Genomic DNA, 17,066 nt, shown 5'->3' on the forward strand with positions numbered 1-17,066 from the left:
TTCCCGGGTTAGCTGCGTGCAGCATCCCGGGAAGCGGTGAAAAAGTGCTTAAAGCGGTTACGAACGCCCTTCGCGCAGCCATCCCGCCAATAAGAACCCACCAGCCAGCAGCAGCGCCAGCCACGGTGGGAACAGGCCCGCTTGGGTGACATCTCGGGTTTCATAGGCGTCGCGCGGGGTCAGACCGATCCAGCCGCGCCCTGCCGCCGGTCGCCCCGCGCGGACATTGCGAATGGCAGGCAGGCCGTCTTCGACCCGGATCACGCCCCCCCGGAGGCTGGCCAGATGCGGTTCCAGTATCTCGGACGTTGCAATAGTGCGTTCGAACTCTTTGGGCGCTGCGGGGCCAAGACCAATCACGGCAGAATGCTCACCCTCTTCCAGACGATAAAGGCCAATTTCAGGGCCGAAATACTGGACTTCGAAGCGACCGGGCGAGACTTCGTTCAGGTTGATCTGCAGGCTCTCACCATTGGGCCGTGTGATCGTGACCGGGCCAATCTCTTCGTTCAGGGTCTGGCGAATGATGCGCATGGTTTGGCCGTTGGCTTCGGCCCACAGGGCTTCTTCCTCAAGCTCGGGCTCTTTCATCAGCCAATGTGCAAGACGGCGCAGAAGTTCCAACTGCGGACCGCCGCCGTCAAATCCGCGACTCCACAGCCAGGCATGATCCGACGCCAGCAAGGCGACGCGGCCTTCGCCTGCGCGGTCCAGAACCAACAGCGGGCGTTCATCCACTCCGGTCATCAGCACTTCGCCCGTCCGGGGCCGCACATCGATCTGACGCAGCCATGCGCCCCAGCCATCCGACGCGCCCAAATCGGTGGTGACCGGGTGACGTTCGCCAAGCTCGGACACCATGGGGACAAAGCGTTCCTCGATCACCCGCGCGGTAGGCTGGGCAGGCAGAACCGGCCCAAGCGGTGATCGAAAGATGCTGTCGGCGGTGGCGAAATCAGGACCGGCGGCCACCAGCACGGCCCCGCCGTCGTTGATATAGTTGTTGACGTTATCCAGATAGATCGCGGGCAGGATGCCCCGGCGTTTGTAGCGGTCGAAGATGATCAGATCAAAATCGTTGATCTTTTCCAAAAACAGCTCTCGGGTCGGGAAGGCAATCAAAGACAGCTCATCCACAGGCACGCCATCCTGTTTTTCGGGTGGACGGAGAATGGTGAAATGCACCAGATCGACCGAGCTGTCGGATTTCAGAAGGTTGCGCCAGGTCCGCCCGCCCGGATGCGGCTCGCCCGAGACCAGCAGCACCCGCAACCGGTCACGCACACCGTTCATCTGGATCAAGGCAGTGTTGTTGCGGTCGGTCAGCTCGCCTTCGGCCTGCGGCACACTGAATTGGATCACATTGCGTCCGCCATGGGGCAGCGCAACAGGCACTTCGATATCGCTGCCGATGGGCATGGTAAAGGTCTGCGGCGCACCACCGTCAATCGAGATCTCAAGCGGTGCTGTTGTAGCACCTGGGGGCACCGTGCCGCTGTCTTCGATCCTGAGCGTCAGGGTGACCGGCTCGCCAATGATGGCAAAGGCCGGGGCGTTGCGCACAATCAGCCTGCGATCCCAATCCTCGGCCCGACCGGTTTGCAGCAGATGCATCGGGGCAGGCAGATCCGGGGCCTGATCCACATCATGCACGATCCCGTCCGAGACGACGACAATTCCCGCAATCCGCGCCCGGGGTTCTTCGGCCAGGGCCGCGTTCAAAGCCGCCATCACCTGTGTGCCCTCATCCCCGTCGCTGTCGCCAACGGGGATACGGCGCAATTCGGTGTTTGCGCGGCTTTCGATCTCTTCCGCCAGCGCGTCTGCGGTTTGCACCGTCTGTTCGGCCCGGTCTGACAGGGTTTGGCTGGCGCTTTGATCTTCGATCATCAGCACGATGTCGGTCAAAGGCGCGCGGTCTTCGATTTGATAGACCGGCCCGCTGAGCGCGATCAGCACCACAATCGCTGCCAGACCGCGTAAGGCCCAACCGGACAATCCACGCCAGAGTGCGACAGCAATCCCGCCCAGCGCCACAGCGCCCACGATGGCCAGAACCGGCCAGGGGATCAGCGGATCAAAAAGAAGCGTTCCGTTCATTGTCCCAACCTGTCCAAAAGCGCAGGCACATGGACCTGATCGGATTTGTAATTCCCGGTCAGCACATGCATCACCAGATTGACACCAAAGCGATTGGCCAACTCGCGCTGCCGTTCACCGGCATAGCCACGACCCACCGGCAACAAGGCCTGCCCATTGCGATCCACAGCCCAGGCGCTGGCCCAGTCATTGCCGCCAATGACCACGGGTGTCACATTGTCGTTCAGATTGCGGAAGGGCATCCCTTCGATCTGCTCGGCATCGGGCGGCGCGGCCTCGACCCAGACCTCGGTGCCCATGTGTCGGCCCGGAAAATCCTGGAGCAGGTAGAAGGCCCGGGTCAGCACGTGATCCTTCGGAACAGGCTCTAGCGCGGGGATATTCAGCGGACCTGCCAGCTGTTGTAACTTCCGGCCATTGGGACTGGAGGCCCCGAAACTGGCGACATTGGCGTCCCGCGTGTCAAACAGGATCATCCCGCCCGACCGCAGATAGGTGTTGAGCTTGGCGTAAGCCTCAGCCGATGGCTGCGGTTGATCGGGGGTGATGGGCCAATAGAGCAACGGGAAGAACGCCAGTTCATCTCGTTCAAGATCAACCCCAATCGGGTCAGCAGGCTCGACCGACGTACGGAAATACAAGGTCTGAGCCAAACCGCGCATCCCGGCTTGAGCAACCTCGTCCACCTGCGCATTGCCGGTCAGGACATGGGCCAGAACAAGCTCATGCGTCGCTTGCAGGGCAAATTCGGTATCCTCGGGGGTTTGCGCTTGAACCTCTGGCACCAGCAGCAAGCCACCGGCCAAAACGGCTGCGGCGCGCGCCAGCCCCAAACGCCCTGACAAAGCCAGCGAGGCGACGATGTCGACGGTCAGCAACAGAAGCGCGAGGCTCAAGAGCAGCCCGCCAATTGGCGTCTCGGTGCTGATCTCTTGTCCGCGGATCGGGATATCTGCAGGCCAAACAACCGGGCTCAGCACCGAGTCCTCGGACAGAACGTTCAATGCGAGCTTTTGCTTGCCGCTTTCATAAAGCCCGGGGCGCAGTTCGGGCCCGATTGGATCCGAGATCAGGCTGACACCATCCACACCGGGTAAGTTACCTGCATCCGACAGGGTGCCGAAACCGTCGAGAACCTGAATAGGCTCCCATGTTGTGCCCTGCAACTGCGCCTCTTGCCGCGACTTGGCGGCAGAGGCGACAGCCAGACGGTCCAGCATTTCGACAAACAGGCCCGACAAAGGCAGGCTGGACCATTCGGCGTCTGCGGTGACGTGAAACAGCACAACTTGCCCCAGACCCAGCGCCTTGCGGGTCACAAGCGGCGTGCCGTCTGATAGCGAAGCAATCACCCGATCCGCCAGATTAGGGTCTGGTTGCGCCATGACTTGCGTGGTGACAGACACATCCGCAGGAATGTTCAGACCGAAAAAGGGCGAATCCTCGGGGAACGGGGCCAGGCCTTTGGCTTCCCCCCAGCTCATCGCTCCCCCGACGGAGCGGCCCCCGCTGCGCAGACGCACCGGTAGCAAGGTATCCTCGGCGGCGCGGCCCAGATCACTGGCGGCCATGCGCGGGCCTGCAAAGCGCAGCAGCAAGCCGCCCTGTTCCACCCATTCGGTCAGCGCAACCTCTTCGGCGGCGGCCAGAGTGGCGACATCTGCAAGAACGATCACATCCGGGTTGGCGGGCAGAACATCCAGCAGGCCGCCATCGACAAAATCAGCGGTGGGGATCAGAACCTGTGTCAGGTAGTGCAACGGCGACAACAGCTCGAGCCCTTCACGGTCAAGCGTTCCTGCGATCAAAGCCACTTCGCGGCGACGCAGGCTGTCATCGGTCAGCGTAACGGCCCCTGCAGCGCGTTGGCCCTGAATTTCAAACCGCGTGATCCGGGCGCGCAGCTCGGAAGGCAGGACAATCTGCGTTTGCGCCCGGGTGGTGTCGCTTTCAAACTCCAGATCAACCGAATGCAGCACGCGCATGGTGCCTGCCGGATCGCGACCTTGCGCCAACACGGTGACGGTATCGGCCGGGCCGGGTTCCGCGCGCAGCACAGTCAGCGCGATGGCTCCGTCCTGATAGGTTGCAGGCGCAATGGCCATGACCGGGGACGGAGATTGAAAGACTGTCACATCCCCCCGCGCCTGCAATGCGTCGACCATCTGATCTTGACTGTCATAGGTCAGGCGGTCGCTGAACCAATGCGTGTCAAACCCACCATCAACATCATTCAACGACTGGATCGCCGCATCTAATTGCTGAGGTGTGGGCTGCCACGGCATCGGCACAAGCCCGGGCAGTCGTCCACGCCATGCCTCAGCCGCCTGGAAAACCGGCGCTTCCGGCTCGGTCAGGCGCAGGATCGAAACCGGGCGCCCAGCCCGACCCGCCTCGGTCAGCTGCGCGTCGATCTGATCCAGCGTGGCCGACCAGCGGGTGGCCCCGGCCCAGCTGCCATCCAGCACCAGCAACAGGGGTCCTGAGCCGGTCTCGTCCCGTGACGGGTTCAGAACCGGACCGGCCAGACCGATGATGATCGCCGCTGCCGCCAGCATCCGCAGCAGCAAAAGCCACCATGGTGTGCGGTCCGAGACGCTTTCTTCGTCCTTCAGCCCCAAAAGCAGTGTTACCGCCGGGAACAATCGACGGATCGGTGCAGGCGGTACGGCGCGCAGGATCAGCCACAGGATCGGCAGGGTCAGCAGACCAAGCAAAATCCACGGCGCAGTGAAACCAATTCCTGCGAGAACCGTCATTGCACACCCCCATCCAGCGCGCGATAGAGCCACAATAGCGCCGATTGCGCACTGTCTTTGGAGTGGTGCAGACCCAATTGCCAACCGGTGGCGCGGCATAGCCGGGCCAGGTCATCCTTGCGCCGGGCCAGTCGGTCCAGATAACGGTCGCGCAGGTCGCCAGCCTTCAATGTCTCGTGCCGGGCGGTACCGCCAACGCTTTCAAAGATCGTCCGCCCACGGAACGGGAACGCTTCTTCGGATGGGTCGAGAATTTGCAGCAAAACACCCCGTACCCCGCGATCAGCGGCCTTGGTCAGGGCAAGCTCGACTTCACCGAGCGGGCCCAGAAAATCAGACAGGAACACAGCGCGGGCATGAGGGATCATGGCTTTGTGTTCCGGCGGTGCGTAATCCGCCTCGGCATCCTCAGACCAGGCTTGCGCCAGGCGAACGATCTGCGCGTTACCGCGTCGAGGCGGCAGGCTTGTACCAGTAAGCCCTACACGCTCACCGCCGCGCACCAGCAGGATGGCCGCTGCCAGACCCAGCAAACGTGCGCGATCGGCCTTGGTCGGCAGCATCTTATCCGACGCAAAACGCATCGATGCCCCCTGATCGACCCAAAGCATAACGGATTGCGCAATCTGCCATTCGCGCTCGCGGACAAATTGCTGATCCCCGCGGGCCGAACGCCGATGGTCGATCATACGGCGGCTGTCGCCCAGTTGTGCCGGGCGATATTGCCAAAAGTCATCACCCATACCCGACCGACGCCGCCCGTGATCGCCCAGCAGCACCGTTCCGGCCAAATGCTCGGCGCGCGCCAATAGCGGCGGCAGCCGGGACGCCTCGGCCTCGGCTCTTTCGCGAAGAGTCAGCGCCGCATTCACGCTGCGGCCTCGGCCCGGATCAGACCACGAGCCGTTGTCTCAATCAGATCAGCCAGACTGTCACCCCGCGCACGGGCAGCGAAGTTGAGCGCCATGCGGTGGCTCAGCACCGGGCGCGCCATGTCCAGAACATCATCTGCATTGGGGGCCAGCCGCCCTTGCAACAGCGCCCGGGCGCGCACCGTCATCATCAGAGCCTGCGCCGCACGCGGCCCCGGACCCCAGGCCACCGTCTCGGCCACACGCTCGGAAACACCGGACTCTTCCGGGCGGAAGGCACGGACCAGATCGAGGATCAGTTCAACCACCGATTCTCCCACGGGCATCCGGCGCAACAGAACCTGCGCGGCCAGCAACTCTTCCTTGCTGAAGATCTGATGCGCCTCGTCTTCTTCAACGCCGGTGGTCGCGAGCAAGATATCGCGTTCGGTCTGGCGGTCGGGATATTCCACATCAATTTGCACCAGAAACCGGTCAAGCTGCGCTTCGGGCAGCGGATAGGTCCCTTCCTGTTCAATCGGGTTTTGGGTGGCCAAAACGTGGAATGGCGTGCCCAGACTCCGATCTTCGCCAGCGACGGTTACAGTCCGTTCCTGCATGGCCTGCAGAAGCGCCGATTGGGTACGCGGGCTGGCGCGGTTGATCTCATCGGCCATCAACAGCTCGCAGAAGATCGGGCCGGGGATGAAACGGAAGCGGCGTGTACCGTCTTCGGCGGTATCCAGAACCTCGGACCCAAGGATATCTGCCGGCATCAGGTCGGGAGTGAACTGGATCCGATTGCCATGCAAACCCATCACGGTCGACAGAGTTTCAACCAGCCGTGTCTTTCCCAACCCGGGCAAGCCGATCAACAAAGCGTGACCGCCACACAACAAAGCGGTCAGGGTCAGGTCAACGACCCGCTCTTGCCCGATAAAGCGACGGGTGATCGAGGATTTCGCCTCTTGCAGCTTGTTTTCCAGCGCTTCGATCTCGACGACGAGGTCGGCAGGTTCGGACATGAGGTTCCCTTCCGTGAACTGATATGGTTGAAGTGTATCGCGCTGAGAGGAAATGGCAAAAGCAATGAGCGGACAAAAACCCGTGACCCCTTCGCCAGACGGTCTGGCGGCTTCGGTCAAAGCGGCCAAAACTCGTGGTTTACCGCCCGTTCATCTGTGGAATCCCCCGTTTTGCGGCGATTTGGACATACGCGTCGCCAAAGATGGCACTTGGTCTTATTTAGGGTCACCGATCCGGCGGTTCGAGCTTGTGAAGCTTTTTTCGTCAATTCTTAAGAAAGAATACGGCAAATACTATCTGGTCACCCCGGTTGAGAAGGTGGGAATCACCGTTGAGGATGCGCCTTTCATCGCCGAAGACTTTGACCAGATCGGTTCGGGCGACGGCCAGGTCCTGCGGTTTACCACTTCTGTCGGTGATCAGGCCGAGGCCGGCGCAGACCACCCGATCCGCATTGAGATTGACCCGGATACAGCAGAGCCTTCGCCCTATATCCTGATCCGCAGTAACCTTGAGGCGCGTATCGACCGCAAGAGCTTTTACCGGATGGTGGATATCGCCACCCATCATGAGGGCTGGTTTGGCGTCTGGTCCGGCGGCCAGTTCTTTGGCTTGATCCCGTCAGACGACCTTGGCTGAGCGAGGAGCGCGGTCCTGCGCGATGAACACCGCCATGGCAACAATTGCAGCGCCCAGCGCGCGGGTCCAATTCCAGTCTTCTCCCAGCGCCAGCATGATGACCATGACATAGAACGGCGCCACATTGATGTGAAACGAGCTGAGCGCGACGCCGATTCTGCCAACAGACGAAATGAACAAGACCTGGCTTAGGCCCATGGCGAGCAGCGCATAGATGGCCAGCATACTCGCCTGATGCAGATCCACAGGAGAGGTCGGCAGAACGTTGATACCAAGCCCTGCCATCAGCGAAACCAGTACCACCGCTGCCAAAAGCCCGCCCGTGAAGGTGATTGTTGTGCGCCCGGTAAAGCTGAGGTCTGGAAAGTCGCGGACGGTCATCATACTGGCCCAGCAAAACCCTGCTGTTGACAGCACGGCGCAGGCTGCACCCAGCCCCAATTGGGCGGGCGCCAGCGCACTGGTGGCAATCAAACCGCCCACAACCGATACCACGACACCCAGAGCGAAGTTCCACCTTAATCGCCGAGTCCCCGATGCAAGCTCCAACAGCGTCGCCATCAAAGGCGCGCACGAGGCAATAATCGCGACGGTCACGGGATCCGTGAGTTTCTGCGCCAGGATCATCAGGAACATACTTGCACCAAACCCAAAACTGCCAACGATCATGGCCCGCCCCCAACGCGCGGATGCCACGCGGCGCGGGCCGTCGATGATCAGCCAGATCGGAAACATAACCGCAACGGCCAAAGCCAAGCGCCCAATCAAAAGCGCCACGGGCGGCCATGTCTGCAGCAGAATTTCGGCTGCTGGAAACCCCGCGGCCCAGGTCACCATCGACGCCACGGCCAACCCGTTGCCAGACAAGGCCGCATTGCGACCGCTGGGTGCCCCGAAGGACGACCCGCGTGCAGGATCAGGGCTTATCGCCATGGGTTTCGCTCTTTTTGCAGGCAGGACAAAGATGAATTGATTCGCCCCGTTGGTCTGATTGTCAGGAAGATGCGCCTATATTTCTGGTCGATTTTCGACAATCTGTCGTTTTCCATCTCTTTCCCTGTGACCTATCCCCGGATAGAGTTTTTCGACCGCCACCCGAGACCGCTCATGCCAAAATTTGCCGCCAATCTTTCGCTGCTCTTTGCCGAGCTGCCCTATCTCGAACGGTTCGCCGCCGCCGCACAGGCCGGGTTTGACGCGGTCGAGATCCTGTTTCCCTATGATCTGGCGGCCAAGGAAACCCGACGCGCCCTTTTGGCCAATGGGCTTGACCTGATCCTGATCAACGCACCCCCGCCCAACTATACGGGCGGAGAACCCGGCTATGCTGCAATCCCCGGCGGTGAGGCGCGGTTTCAGTCCGACATCAAACGGGTGCTGCGCTATGCTCAGATCCTGCGACCCCGGATGATCCACATCATGTCCGGTGCGGCCTCAGGGTCCGAGGCCGAGGCGAGTTTCGTCCGAAACCTGCAATGGGCCGCAGATTTCGCCCCGGATCAAAGATTTACGATCGAGCCGCTGAACCCTGTTTCACAGCCTGGGTATTTCCTGAACAGTTTTGATCTGGCGGCCGAAATTCTGGATCGAGTAGATCGGTCCAATATCGGTCTGCAATATGACAGTTTTCACGCCCACATGATCCACGGTGACGCGCTAGAGATTTGGCACCGTTATCACGACCGCTTCATCCATGCGCAGATCGGTGCGGCTCCGGACCGCTCAGAACCCGGGCGCGGTCCCACGGATTTCGCGTCGCTGTTCGAGGCGATGGATCACAGCGGCTATACCGGCCATGTCAGCGCCGAATACACCCCATCAAAACCGCTGACCACGCAGACTTTGGGCTGGATGCGCGCGTCCTGAGATCGCCACTGGCGTTTTTTTAGAAAATATCGCAGATCAATGGGGCCTGAACTCAAGGACCGCCCATGATCCCTGCACGTTTTACCCGCGCACTGTTCAGCCTGATCATGTCAGGTCTGATGTCCTGCATCGTCACCGGCATCGCAACAGTTAAAGCAATTGGGTTCGGACCCAGCACCTTTGGCGATTGGATGGCGGCCTGGGCCTTCTGCTGGCCCATCGCCTTTACCGTTATCCTGTTGCTGGGGCCCACCGTGCAACGGTTCGTCAACGGGCTGGTCAAACCACAGGATTGACCCGCTGCGAAGAGGGCCCATCGGGCCTGATGAGCAGCGCTCCCGGACCGCTAATGCGCCTCGGCCCAATTGGCGCCCTGGCCTGCATCCACATCCAGCTTCACGTCCAGTTTCACCGCCGGATCTGATGCGCCTTCCATGATTTCCTTGGCCACCGAGACCAGCTGATCCACCGCGTCTTCGGCCACTTCAAACAGCAATTCGTCGTGGACTTGCAATAGCATCTTCGCGGGCAGCCCGTTGATAGCATCGGGCATCCGCACCATCGCACGTCGAATTACATCCGCCGCCGTCCCCTGAATAGGCGCGTTGATAGCCGCCCGGCGCGAGAACCCGGCATGTGGGCCTTTGGCGTTGATCTCGGGCGTATGGATTTTCCGCCCAAATAGGGTTTTCACATAGCCATGCTCTTTGGCAAAGGCGATAGTGTCATCCATATAGGCTCTAATGCCCGGAAAACGTTCGAAGTACCGGTCGATGAACCCCTGCGCCTCAGCCCGCGGGATGCGCAGGTTGCGCGCCAGGCCAAAGCCGGAAATGCCATAGATCACCCCGAAATTGATCGCCTTGGCCTGACGTCGGATATCCGGCGTCATCTCGTCCAACGGCACGTCGAACATCTCGGACGCGGTCATTGCGTGAATATCCAGCCCATCCGAAAACGCCTGCTTCAACGCCGGGATATCCGCGATATGCGCCAGGATCCGCAGCTCGATCTGACTATAATCCAGGCTGACCAGCACATTGCCCGGCTCGGCGATAAACGCCTCACGGATGCGCCGCCCTTCCTCGGTGCGCACCGGAATGTTCTGCAAGTTCGGATCGGTCGAGGCCAGACGACCGGTATTGGCCCCGGTGATCGAATAAGAGGTATGCACCCGCCCCGTATCGGGGTTGATATGGGTCTGCAAGGCGTCCGTATAGGTCGATTTCAGCTTGGACAGCTGCCGCCAGTCCAGCACCCGGCGGGGCAGTTCATGCTCGGTCGCCAGATCCTCAAGAATATCCGCACCGGTCGAATATTTCCCCGTCTTACCCTTCTTGCCACCTTCCAGCCCCATCTTGTCAAACAGGATCTCGCCCAGCTGCGCGGGTGAGCCAACATTGAAAGTCTCACCGGCCAATTCGTGAATTTCAGCCTCTAATCCAGCCATTTTCTGCGCAAAGGCGTTGGACATGCGGCTCAGCACATCGCGGTCGACCTTGATACCATGCATCTCCATTTCTTTGAGAACCGGCACCAGAGGACGCTCCAGCGTCTCGTAAACGGTGGTCACCTGCACTTGATGCAGTTGCGGCTTGAACAGCTGCCACAGGCGAAGGGTGATATCCGCATCTTCGGCGGCATAGGCCGTGGCCTCGTCGATCGGAACCTTGTCAAAAGTAATGGCTGATTTGCCCGAGCCCAGCAGTGGTTTGATCGGGATCGGTGTGTGGCTCAGGTACCGTTCCGACAACATATCCATTCCGTGCCCATGCTCGCCACCGTGCATGGCGTAGGACATCAGCATCGTATCATCGATCGGCGCAACCTCGATGCCGTAGCGCGCAAAAATCTTGGCGTCGTATTTCATATTCTGCCCGATCTTCAGGATCGACGGATCCTCAAACATCGGTTTCAACAGAGTCAGAGCCTGATCCAAAGGCATTTGCCCTTCGGCCAATGCGTCCGAACCGAACAGATCATCCGCAGCCCCATCCCTGTGGGTCAGCGGGACATAGCAGGCCGCACCGGGCTCGACACACAGCGAAATGCCCACAAGATCAGCGATCATCTCGTTCAAACCCGTGGTCTCGGTATCCACCGCAACCCAACCGCGCTCATAGGCCGTATCAATCCACGTCTGCAAAGCGTCCGCATCGCGCACGCATTCATACTTTGACGCATCGAAGGCCAGGGACTCTTCTTCTTCGACTTGAGCCGCTGGTGCAGGAATGTCAGCGATCACGGGGGCCTCGGCACCCAGCTTATCCGCAATCCGCTTGGTGAGGGTGCGGAACTCCATCTCGACCAGAAAACCCAACAAGGTTTCTGCGTCCGGGTCTTTCACCTCGAGATCATCCAGAGTGAAATCCAGCGGCGTGTTCTCATCCAGTTGCACCAGTTTCTTCGACAGCTCGATCTGGTCCCGCTTTTCGATCAGCGTTTGCCGGCGTTTGGGTTGCTTGATCTCTTCCGCGCGGTCCAGCAACGTTTCCAGATCGCCATATTCGTTGATCAACAAAGCGGCGGTTTTCACACCAATGCCCGGAGCCCCCGGCACGTTATCGACCGAGTCCCCAGCCAGCGCCTGAACATCCACCACCCGTTCTGGGCCCACGCCGAATTTCTCAAACACCCCATCCCGGTCGATGCGCTTGTTTTTCATCGCGTCCAGCATCTCGACGCCATCGCCGACCAGTTGCATCAGATCCTTATCAGAACTCACGATGGTCACGCGACCACCTGCTTCGCGGGCCTGAACTGCAAGCGTTGCGATGATGTCATCGGCCTCAAAGCCTTCAAGCTCTTTACAGGCGATGTTGAAGGCGCGGGTGGCTTCGCGGGTCAGGGGCATCTGCGGGCGCAGATCCTCGGGCATGGCCTCACGGTTGGCTTTGTAGAGATCATAGAGATCGTTTCGGAACGTGTGCGAGCCTTTGTCGAAGATTACTGCGACGTGGGTCGGCGCATCCGGCCCGGCGTTCCCTTCGACATATTTCTGGAGCATATTGCAGAACCCCGAAACAGCGCCAATCGGCAAACCATCGGATTTCCGCGTCAGTGGCGGCAACGCGTGATATGCCCGGAAAATAAAGGCCGATCCGTCGATCAGATGCAGGTGACACCCTTTTCCGAAATTGCTCATGCGCGCGCTCCCTGATTGTCAGGGACGGTTCTGCCACAGGCCTGCGCGGGTGGCCAGTCAAGAACGCAGGTCAGCCACCAAAGAGGCCGCTGAACACGTCCGAGAAACTGTTCAAAAGCGCCATGACAAGCAAGACGCCCAAGAAAGCGAAAACCGCAAAAGCAAAAAACTGGAATAGGATCGCACCGATGCCAATTGCCACGCCAGCAAGGGCGGGTCGTCTTCTTTCATGGCGCAGGAAACCGATCGCAGACAACACGATGGCCAATCCGCCCAGCATCGCTACGCCGATCTGCAGCAGATCATCCAGATCCCGGGTCGGCGCGACGGGTTCGGGCTGATCCAGACCAGCGGCTGCGCGCAACGTGGATTTTCCGATTTCGGCGGCCAGTTCGCCCAGCGTCACACCCGCTGAATGCTGAGGTGCAAAAGGCCCGGCCCAAAACACAAACAGCGCGGCAAACAAGGCCAGAGCACCCACACAAAACCCGATCCATCCAAATACCGGATTGGCCGTATCATCAGCAGTCATCTTGATCCTTGCCTCTATGCGGACGTGTTCCAACACAGTGCTTGCTGGACGATCACGGCAAGAATTTGACGCTTAGCGCCAGAATTGATGGTTAGATTTGCTCTGTGCCCTTCAGAACATACTTGCAATCGCAATAGGGGCATTCGACCCAGCCGGTATCTTCCGGGATTTGCAGCCAGACGCGCGGATGACCCAATGCGCCTTCACCGCCGTCGCAGGCAACGCGAGAGATTTCCACAATCTTGGTTTCCGGCGCTTCGATGGTCACGGCTGGCGATCCTTCTTCGGTTGTCGGCCTCGCGGGCATGTACTAGGTGCGTTTATGAGCGATGAGCAAACCGGGGGCAAGAGCCACATGAGCGATGCGGCAATCACAATCGAGGGGCTGCGCAAAACCTATCGGGGTGGCAAGGGCCAGCCGGAAAAACAGGCGCTTAAAGGCATCGATTTGACCATCCCGCGCGGCTCGGTCTTTGGGTTGCTGGGGCCAAACGGGGCTGGAAAGTCGACGGTGATCAACATTCTGGCCGGGCTTGTGGTCAAATCCGCCGGTCATGTGTCGATCTGGGGCTTTGATCAGGACAAGCACCCGCGCCAGTCCCGCGCCGCCATCGGTGTCATGCCGCAAGAGCTGAACCTGGATCCATTCTTTACCCCGCGCGGAGCGCTGGAGGTTCAGGCAGGGCTTTACGGGGTACCCAAAGCCCAGCGCCGCAGCGATGAGATTTTAGAGCTGGTGGGCCTGAGCGACAAAGCCGAGGCCTATGCCCGCACATTGTCGGGCGGGATGCGGCGTCGGTTGCTGCTGGCCAAGGCACTGGTGCATCACCCCAAAATCCTGGTCCTGGATGAACCCACGGCGGGGGTGGATATCGAACTGCGTCAAATGCTGTGGACCAACGTGCGCAAGCTGAACGATCAGGGTATGACCATCATCCTCACCACGCATTATCTGGAAGAAGCACAAGAGATGTGTGACGAGATCGCTATCATCAACCATGGCCAGAAGATCGCACAGGACAGCACGGCCAACCTTCTGTCGCGCATGGACAGCCGCACGATGGTGATCGTTCCCGACAGTCCGATTGTTGATCTTCCGACAACCGATGGGGTCGAAGCCGCGCTTCGCGATGATGGCAGCCTTGAGCTCAACTATCGCAGCGCCCAAACCACCGCCGAGCAGGTTCTGGAGGCAGTTCGCGCCGCAAATATCCGAATTCGTGACGTGCGCACCGAAGAAGCCGATCTTGAGGATGTGTTCCTTGCGCTGACCTCAGCCCGCGCCGATGATCCCCCGGCAGATGATCACGATCAACCGCGCCGGGGCATGCACCGCGTCAAACTTTAGACTCGATCGACACGCGCCTGATAGCAATTGTTGCGCGCGGACCGGATGTGGATATAGGCCACGTCGGGGCGCGCAAAGATTTCGTCGATCTTGGCGCTGATCTGATCCGTCGGCGTGACCGCTCCGGTTCCATAGATGATACGGTCATTGGTGCCATATCCCTTGATCAGATAGTCGGGGGAAGAGGTCAGTATTTCGGGCATGTCATCGCCTCTAAACAGATCGCAAGGATCCGCACACAGGAATATCGGGCCGGTTTCTGCATAAGGATGTGTCTCTAAAAAGGGACGATGTGCCAGTATCAGCATGTCCCGGCCTTCTGGGATTTGGCGCAGGCAATGACGACACGGGTTACCAGCACCATCGGAAATGGCACGCTCGGGCACCGCGCCATAGGCGTCAGGTCCTCCGGCCTGAAGGCGACGTACATCTTGAGTGGGCAAGGCAGTGATCTTGAACATGTCTGGTCTCCGGTTTTTGCCAGACTGCCTGAATCCAACACCTGCAGGCGACCCGCATCTTGCGCATTTCGAGCGTCTATCAGCCATGTCGTGTTGATCCCTGAGCATATCAGCCTTGCAGTGTTAGCGGTAAAATAAGGGCTATGCGGATGGGTCAAATGTGTTTACTCAAAAAGGCGATGCAGCCCGGTTTTCAACGCTGCGGCGAATAGCAACCACACCGACACTCCGCCCGAGGCCATGTTCATGAGCACTCAAAACACCACCCTTAAGGGACTTGGTTTCGCGTTTCTGGGATTCGCGGTTTTCGCCAGTCATGACGCACTGATCAAAGTGCTGGGCGGAACCTATTCGGTGATGCAGATCATCTTTTTTGCGACCCTCTTTTCCTTTGTCCCGATGGCGGTAACCATCCTGACTGATCGAGCCACCGGAAACTTCCGCCCTCATCATCCCTGGCTGGTTCTGCTGCGATCCGGCCTGATGGTCATGGGCATGTCCTGTGCGTTCTACGCCTTTTCGGTTCTTCCGCTGGCCGAGGTTTATTCACTGCTGTTTTCCTTTCCCCTGATCGTCACCGTTTTGTCGATCCCGATTCTGGGAGAGGTCGTGCGCATACAACGCTGGGCCGCCGTTGGTGTTGGCCTGATCGGTGTTCTGATCGTTTTGCGCCCGGGTGCAACAGATATCACTCTGGGCCACATTGCTGCACTGACGGCAGCGTTTTGCAGTGCCTTCTCTTCGGTGTTGGTGCGCAAGATTGGAAATGAAGAGCGTTCGGCCGTTCTGATCCTTTATCCGATGCTGCTGGCCATCGTGGTAATGAGCCTGCTGCAACCGGCTGTGTATCAACCACCATCACTGCTGCATCTGGCAATGATGGCTCTGGTTGGTCTGTTCTCGGTTATTGCGCAGCACCTGATTATCCTGGCCTATCGCGCGGCCCCTGCTGGCGTCGTGGCCCCCAGTCAATACAGCCAGATCATCTGGGCCACATTGTTCGGAATGCTGTTTTTCGAAGAACAGCCCGACGCTTGGGTGGCTGTTGGCGCATCAATCATCATCGCGTCGGGTATTTTTGTGGTCTGGCGGGAAAGCCGGTCGAACACAACCTCGGTCAATACCCCGGTCCTCCGGGTGCGCTCACCGCGGGCGGATACTGGTGCGTCGCGGCCGGGGAAATAGTTCCCCCGGCCTGCTTTGCCTCAAACTCTAGTACACCACCACGGACCGGATGCTTTCCCCTTTGTGCATCAGGTCAAAGCCGTGGTTGATGTCGCTAAGCCCCATCGTGTGAGTGATCATCGGGTCGATCTCGATCTTACCGTCCATGTACCAATCGACGATCTTGGGCACATCAGTCCGGCCCCGCGCGCCACCAAATGCTGTTCCGCGCCAAGATCGGCCGGTGACCAGCTGGAACGGTCGGGTCGAGATTTCGGCCCCCGCAGGTGCCACACCAATGATGATGGATTCGCCCCATCCCTTATGGGCCGATTCCAGCGCATCGCGCATCACGCCCACATTGCCCGTCGCGTCAAAGGTGTAGTCGGCACCGCCCTTGGTCAGATTGACAAGATAAGGCACCAGATCTCCTTCGACCTCGGTCGGGTTCACGAAATCGGTCATGCCGAATTTGGTGGCCATCTCGACCTTGGCAGGGTTCAGATCGACACCCACGATCTGATCCGCACCCGCCAGACGCAGGCCTTGGATCACATTCAGACCGATGCCGCCCAGGCCGAACACAATGGCGCGGCTGCCAATCTCGACCTTGGCGGTGTTGATCACCGCGCCGATGCCCGTAGTCACACCGCAGCCGATATAGCAGATCTTGTCGAACGGCGCGTCCTCGCGCACCTTGGCCAAGGCAATCTCTGGCAGGACAGTATGGTTCGAGAAGGTTGAGCAGCCCATGTAATGCAGGATCGGGTCACCATCCAGAGTCGAAAACCGTGAGGTACCATCCGGCATAAGACCCTTGCCCTGCGTCTCTCGGATCGCTTGGCACAAGTTGGTTTTGGGATGCAGACAATATTCGCATTCGCGACATTCGGGTGTGTAAAGCGGGATCACGTGATCACCCGGTTTCAGGCTGGTTACACCTGCGCCCACCTCAAGAACGACGCCTGCGCCTTCATGACCCAGAATGGCGGGAAACAGACCTTCGGGATCAGCGCCCGACAAAGTGAACTCATCAGTGTGGCAAATCCCGGTGGCCTTGATCTCGACCAACACCTCGCCCGCCTTGGGGCCTTCGAGGTTCACATCCATCACTTCCAAAGGTTTACCCGCCTGAACGGCGACGGCTGCACGCGTGCGCATTGTGCTTGTCTCCC

The 17,066-nt window shown here is 59.7% G+C and carries 15 protein-coding genes; 5 read left to right on the forward strand and 10 right to left on the reverse strand.

Translation table 11 applies throughout. The features are described 5' to 3' along the window. Positions 1–57: 57 nt before the first annotated feature. The 4 genes from GOV38_RS16875 to GOV38_RS16890 are packed head-to-tail and all read right to left on the reverse strand — an operon-like array spanning position 58 to position 6,735. Positions 58–2,100 carry a hypothetical protein gene (locus tag GOV38_RS16875; protein ID WP_171209239.1) on the reverse strand — a complete coding sequence of 681 codons (2,043 nt, stop codon included), beginning with the start codon at positions 2,098–2,100 and terminating at the stop codon, positions 58–60. Beyond that, positions 2,097–4,859, reverse strand: a complete 2,763-nt coding sequence (locus tag GOV38_RS16880) for a DUF4159 domain-containing protein (protein ID WP_171209240.1) — start codon at positions 4,857–4,859, stop codon at positions 2,097–2,099. Before GOV38_RS16880 ends, GOV38_RS16875 begins: the two co-directional genes overlap by 4 nt. Further along, positions 4,856–5,731, reverse strand: a complete 876-nt coding sequence (locus tag GOV38_RS16885; protein ID WP_171209241.1) for a DUF58 domain-containing protein — start codon at positions 5,729–5,731, stop codon at positions 4,856–4,858. The genes GOV38_RS16880 and GOV38_RS16885 overlap by 4 nt, the downstream gene beginning before the upstream one ends. Further along, a complete protein-coding gene (locus tag GOV38_RS16890) occupies positions 5,728–6,735 on the reverse strand; it encodes a MoxR family ATPase (RefSeq protein ID WP_171209242.1) in 1,008 nt (335 codons plus the stop codon). Before GOV38_RS16890 ends, GOV38_RS16885 begins: the two co-directional genes overlap by 4 nt. Positions 6,736–6,799: 64 nt before the next feature. Here GOV38_RS16890 and GOV38_RS16895 point away from each other — a divergent pair, with 64 nt between their 5' ends. Next, positions 6,800–7,375: a DUF1285 domain-containing protein gene (locus GOV38_RS16895; protein WP_171131855.1), complete on the forward strand. Its 576-nt coding sequence runs from the start codon at positions 6,800–6,802 to the stop codon at positions 7,373–7,375. On the opposite strand, the gene GOV38_RS16900 is transcribed toward GOV38_RS16895, so the two are convergent. Further along, a complete protein-coding gene (locus GOV38_RS16900) occupies positions 7,358–8,308 on the reverse strand; it encodes a DMT family transporter (RefSeq protein ID WP_171209243.1) in 951 nt (316 codons plus the stop codon). The genes GOV38_RS16895 and GOV38_RS16900 overlap by 18 nt on opposite strands. A 174-nt stretch (positions 8,309–8,482) precedes the next feature. Here GOV38_RS16900 and GOV38_RS16905 point away from each other — a divergent pair, with 174 nt between their 5' ends. Both GOV38_RS16905 and GOV38_RS16910 read left to right on the forward strand, forming a co-directional pair. Continuing rightward, entirely contained in the window at positions 8,483–9,241 is a 759-nt protein-coding gene (locus tag GOV38_RS16905) for a hydroxypyruvate isomerase family protein (RefSeq protein ID WP_171209244.1), read from the forward strand. Between the two features lie 65 nt (positions 9,242–9,306). Further along, entirely contained in the window at positions 9,307–9,537 is a 231-nt protein-coding gene (locus tag GOV38_RS16910) for a DUF2798 domain-containing protein (RefSeq protein ID WP_171209245.1), read from the forward strand. 50 nt (positions 9,538–9,587) lie between these two features. Here GOV38_RS16910 and polA read toward each other — a convergent pair whose 3' ends face one another. The 3 genes from polA to GOV38_RS16925 form a co-directional block, all read right to left on the reverse strand. After that, complete coding sequence (polA, locus tag GOV38_RS16915; protein ID WP_171209246.1) at positions 9,588–12,386, reverse strand: DNA polymerase I; 2,799 nt, start codon at positions 12,384–12,386, stop codon at positions 9,588–9,590. 70 nt (positions 12,387–12,456) lie between these two features. Beyond that, on the reverse strand, positions 12,457–12,918 hold the full coding sequence (locus GOV38_RS16920) for a hypothetical protein (RefSeq protein ID WP_171101676.1): 462 nt from the start codon (positions 12,916–12,918) through the stop codon (positions 12,457–12,459). Positions 12,919–13,009: 91 nt separating this feature from the next. Continuing rightward, positions 13,010–13,186 (reverse strand): zinc-finger domain-containing protein, encoded by a 177-nt coding sequence (locus GOV38_RS16925; protein WP_171209247.1) that lies wholly within the window; start codon positions 13,184–13,186, stop codon positions 13,010–13,012. An 87-nt stretch (positions 13,187–13,273) separates the two neighbouring features. Between GOV38_RS16925 and GOV38_RS16930 the strand changes: the two genes are divergently transcribed. Beyond that, positions 13,274–14,266, forward strand: coding sequence for an ABC transporter ATP-binding protein (locus tag GOV38_RS16930; protein WP_171209374.1), 993 nt, complete (start codon positions 13,274–13,276; stop codon positions 14,264–14,266). Here GOV38_RS16930 and GOV38_RS16935 read toward each other — a convergent pair. Beyond that, complete coding sequence (locus GOV38_RS16935; RefSeq protein ID WP_171209248.1) at positions 14,263–14,727, reverse strand: DUF1203 domain-containing protein; 465 nt, start codon at positions 14,725–14,727, stop codon at positions 14,263–14,265. The genes GOV38_RS16930 and GOV38_RS16935 overlap by 4 nt on opposite strands. 246 nt (positions 14,728–14,973) lie before the next feature. Between GOV38_RS16935 and GOV38_RS16940 the strand changes: the two genes are divergently transcribed. Continuing rightward, entirely contained in the window at positions 14,974–15,912 is a 939-nt protein-coding gene (locus GOV38_RS16940; protein WP_171101678.1) for a DMT family transporter, read from the forward strand. A gap of 27 nt (positions 15,913–15,939) precedes the next feature. Here the strand turns inward: GOV38_RS16940 and GOV38_RS16945 are convergent, their stop codons facing one another. Next, a complete protein-coding gene (locus tag GOV38_RS16945) occupies positions 15,940–17,052 on the reverse strand; it encodes an S-(hydroxymethyl)glutathione dehydrogenase/class III alcohol dehydrogenase (protein ID WP_171131841.1) in 1,113 nt (370 codons plus the stop codon). Positions 17,053–17,066: the final 14 nt, after the last annotated feature.

The organism is Ruegeria sp. HKCCA5839 (genome assembly GCF_013035585.1).
Taxonomy (GTDB): domain Bacteria; phylum Pseudomonadota; class Alphaproteobacteria; order Rhodobacterales; family Rhodobacteraceae; genus Ruegeria.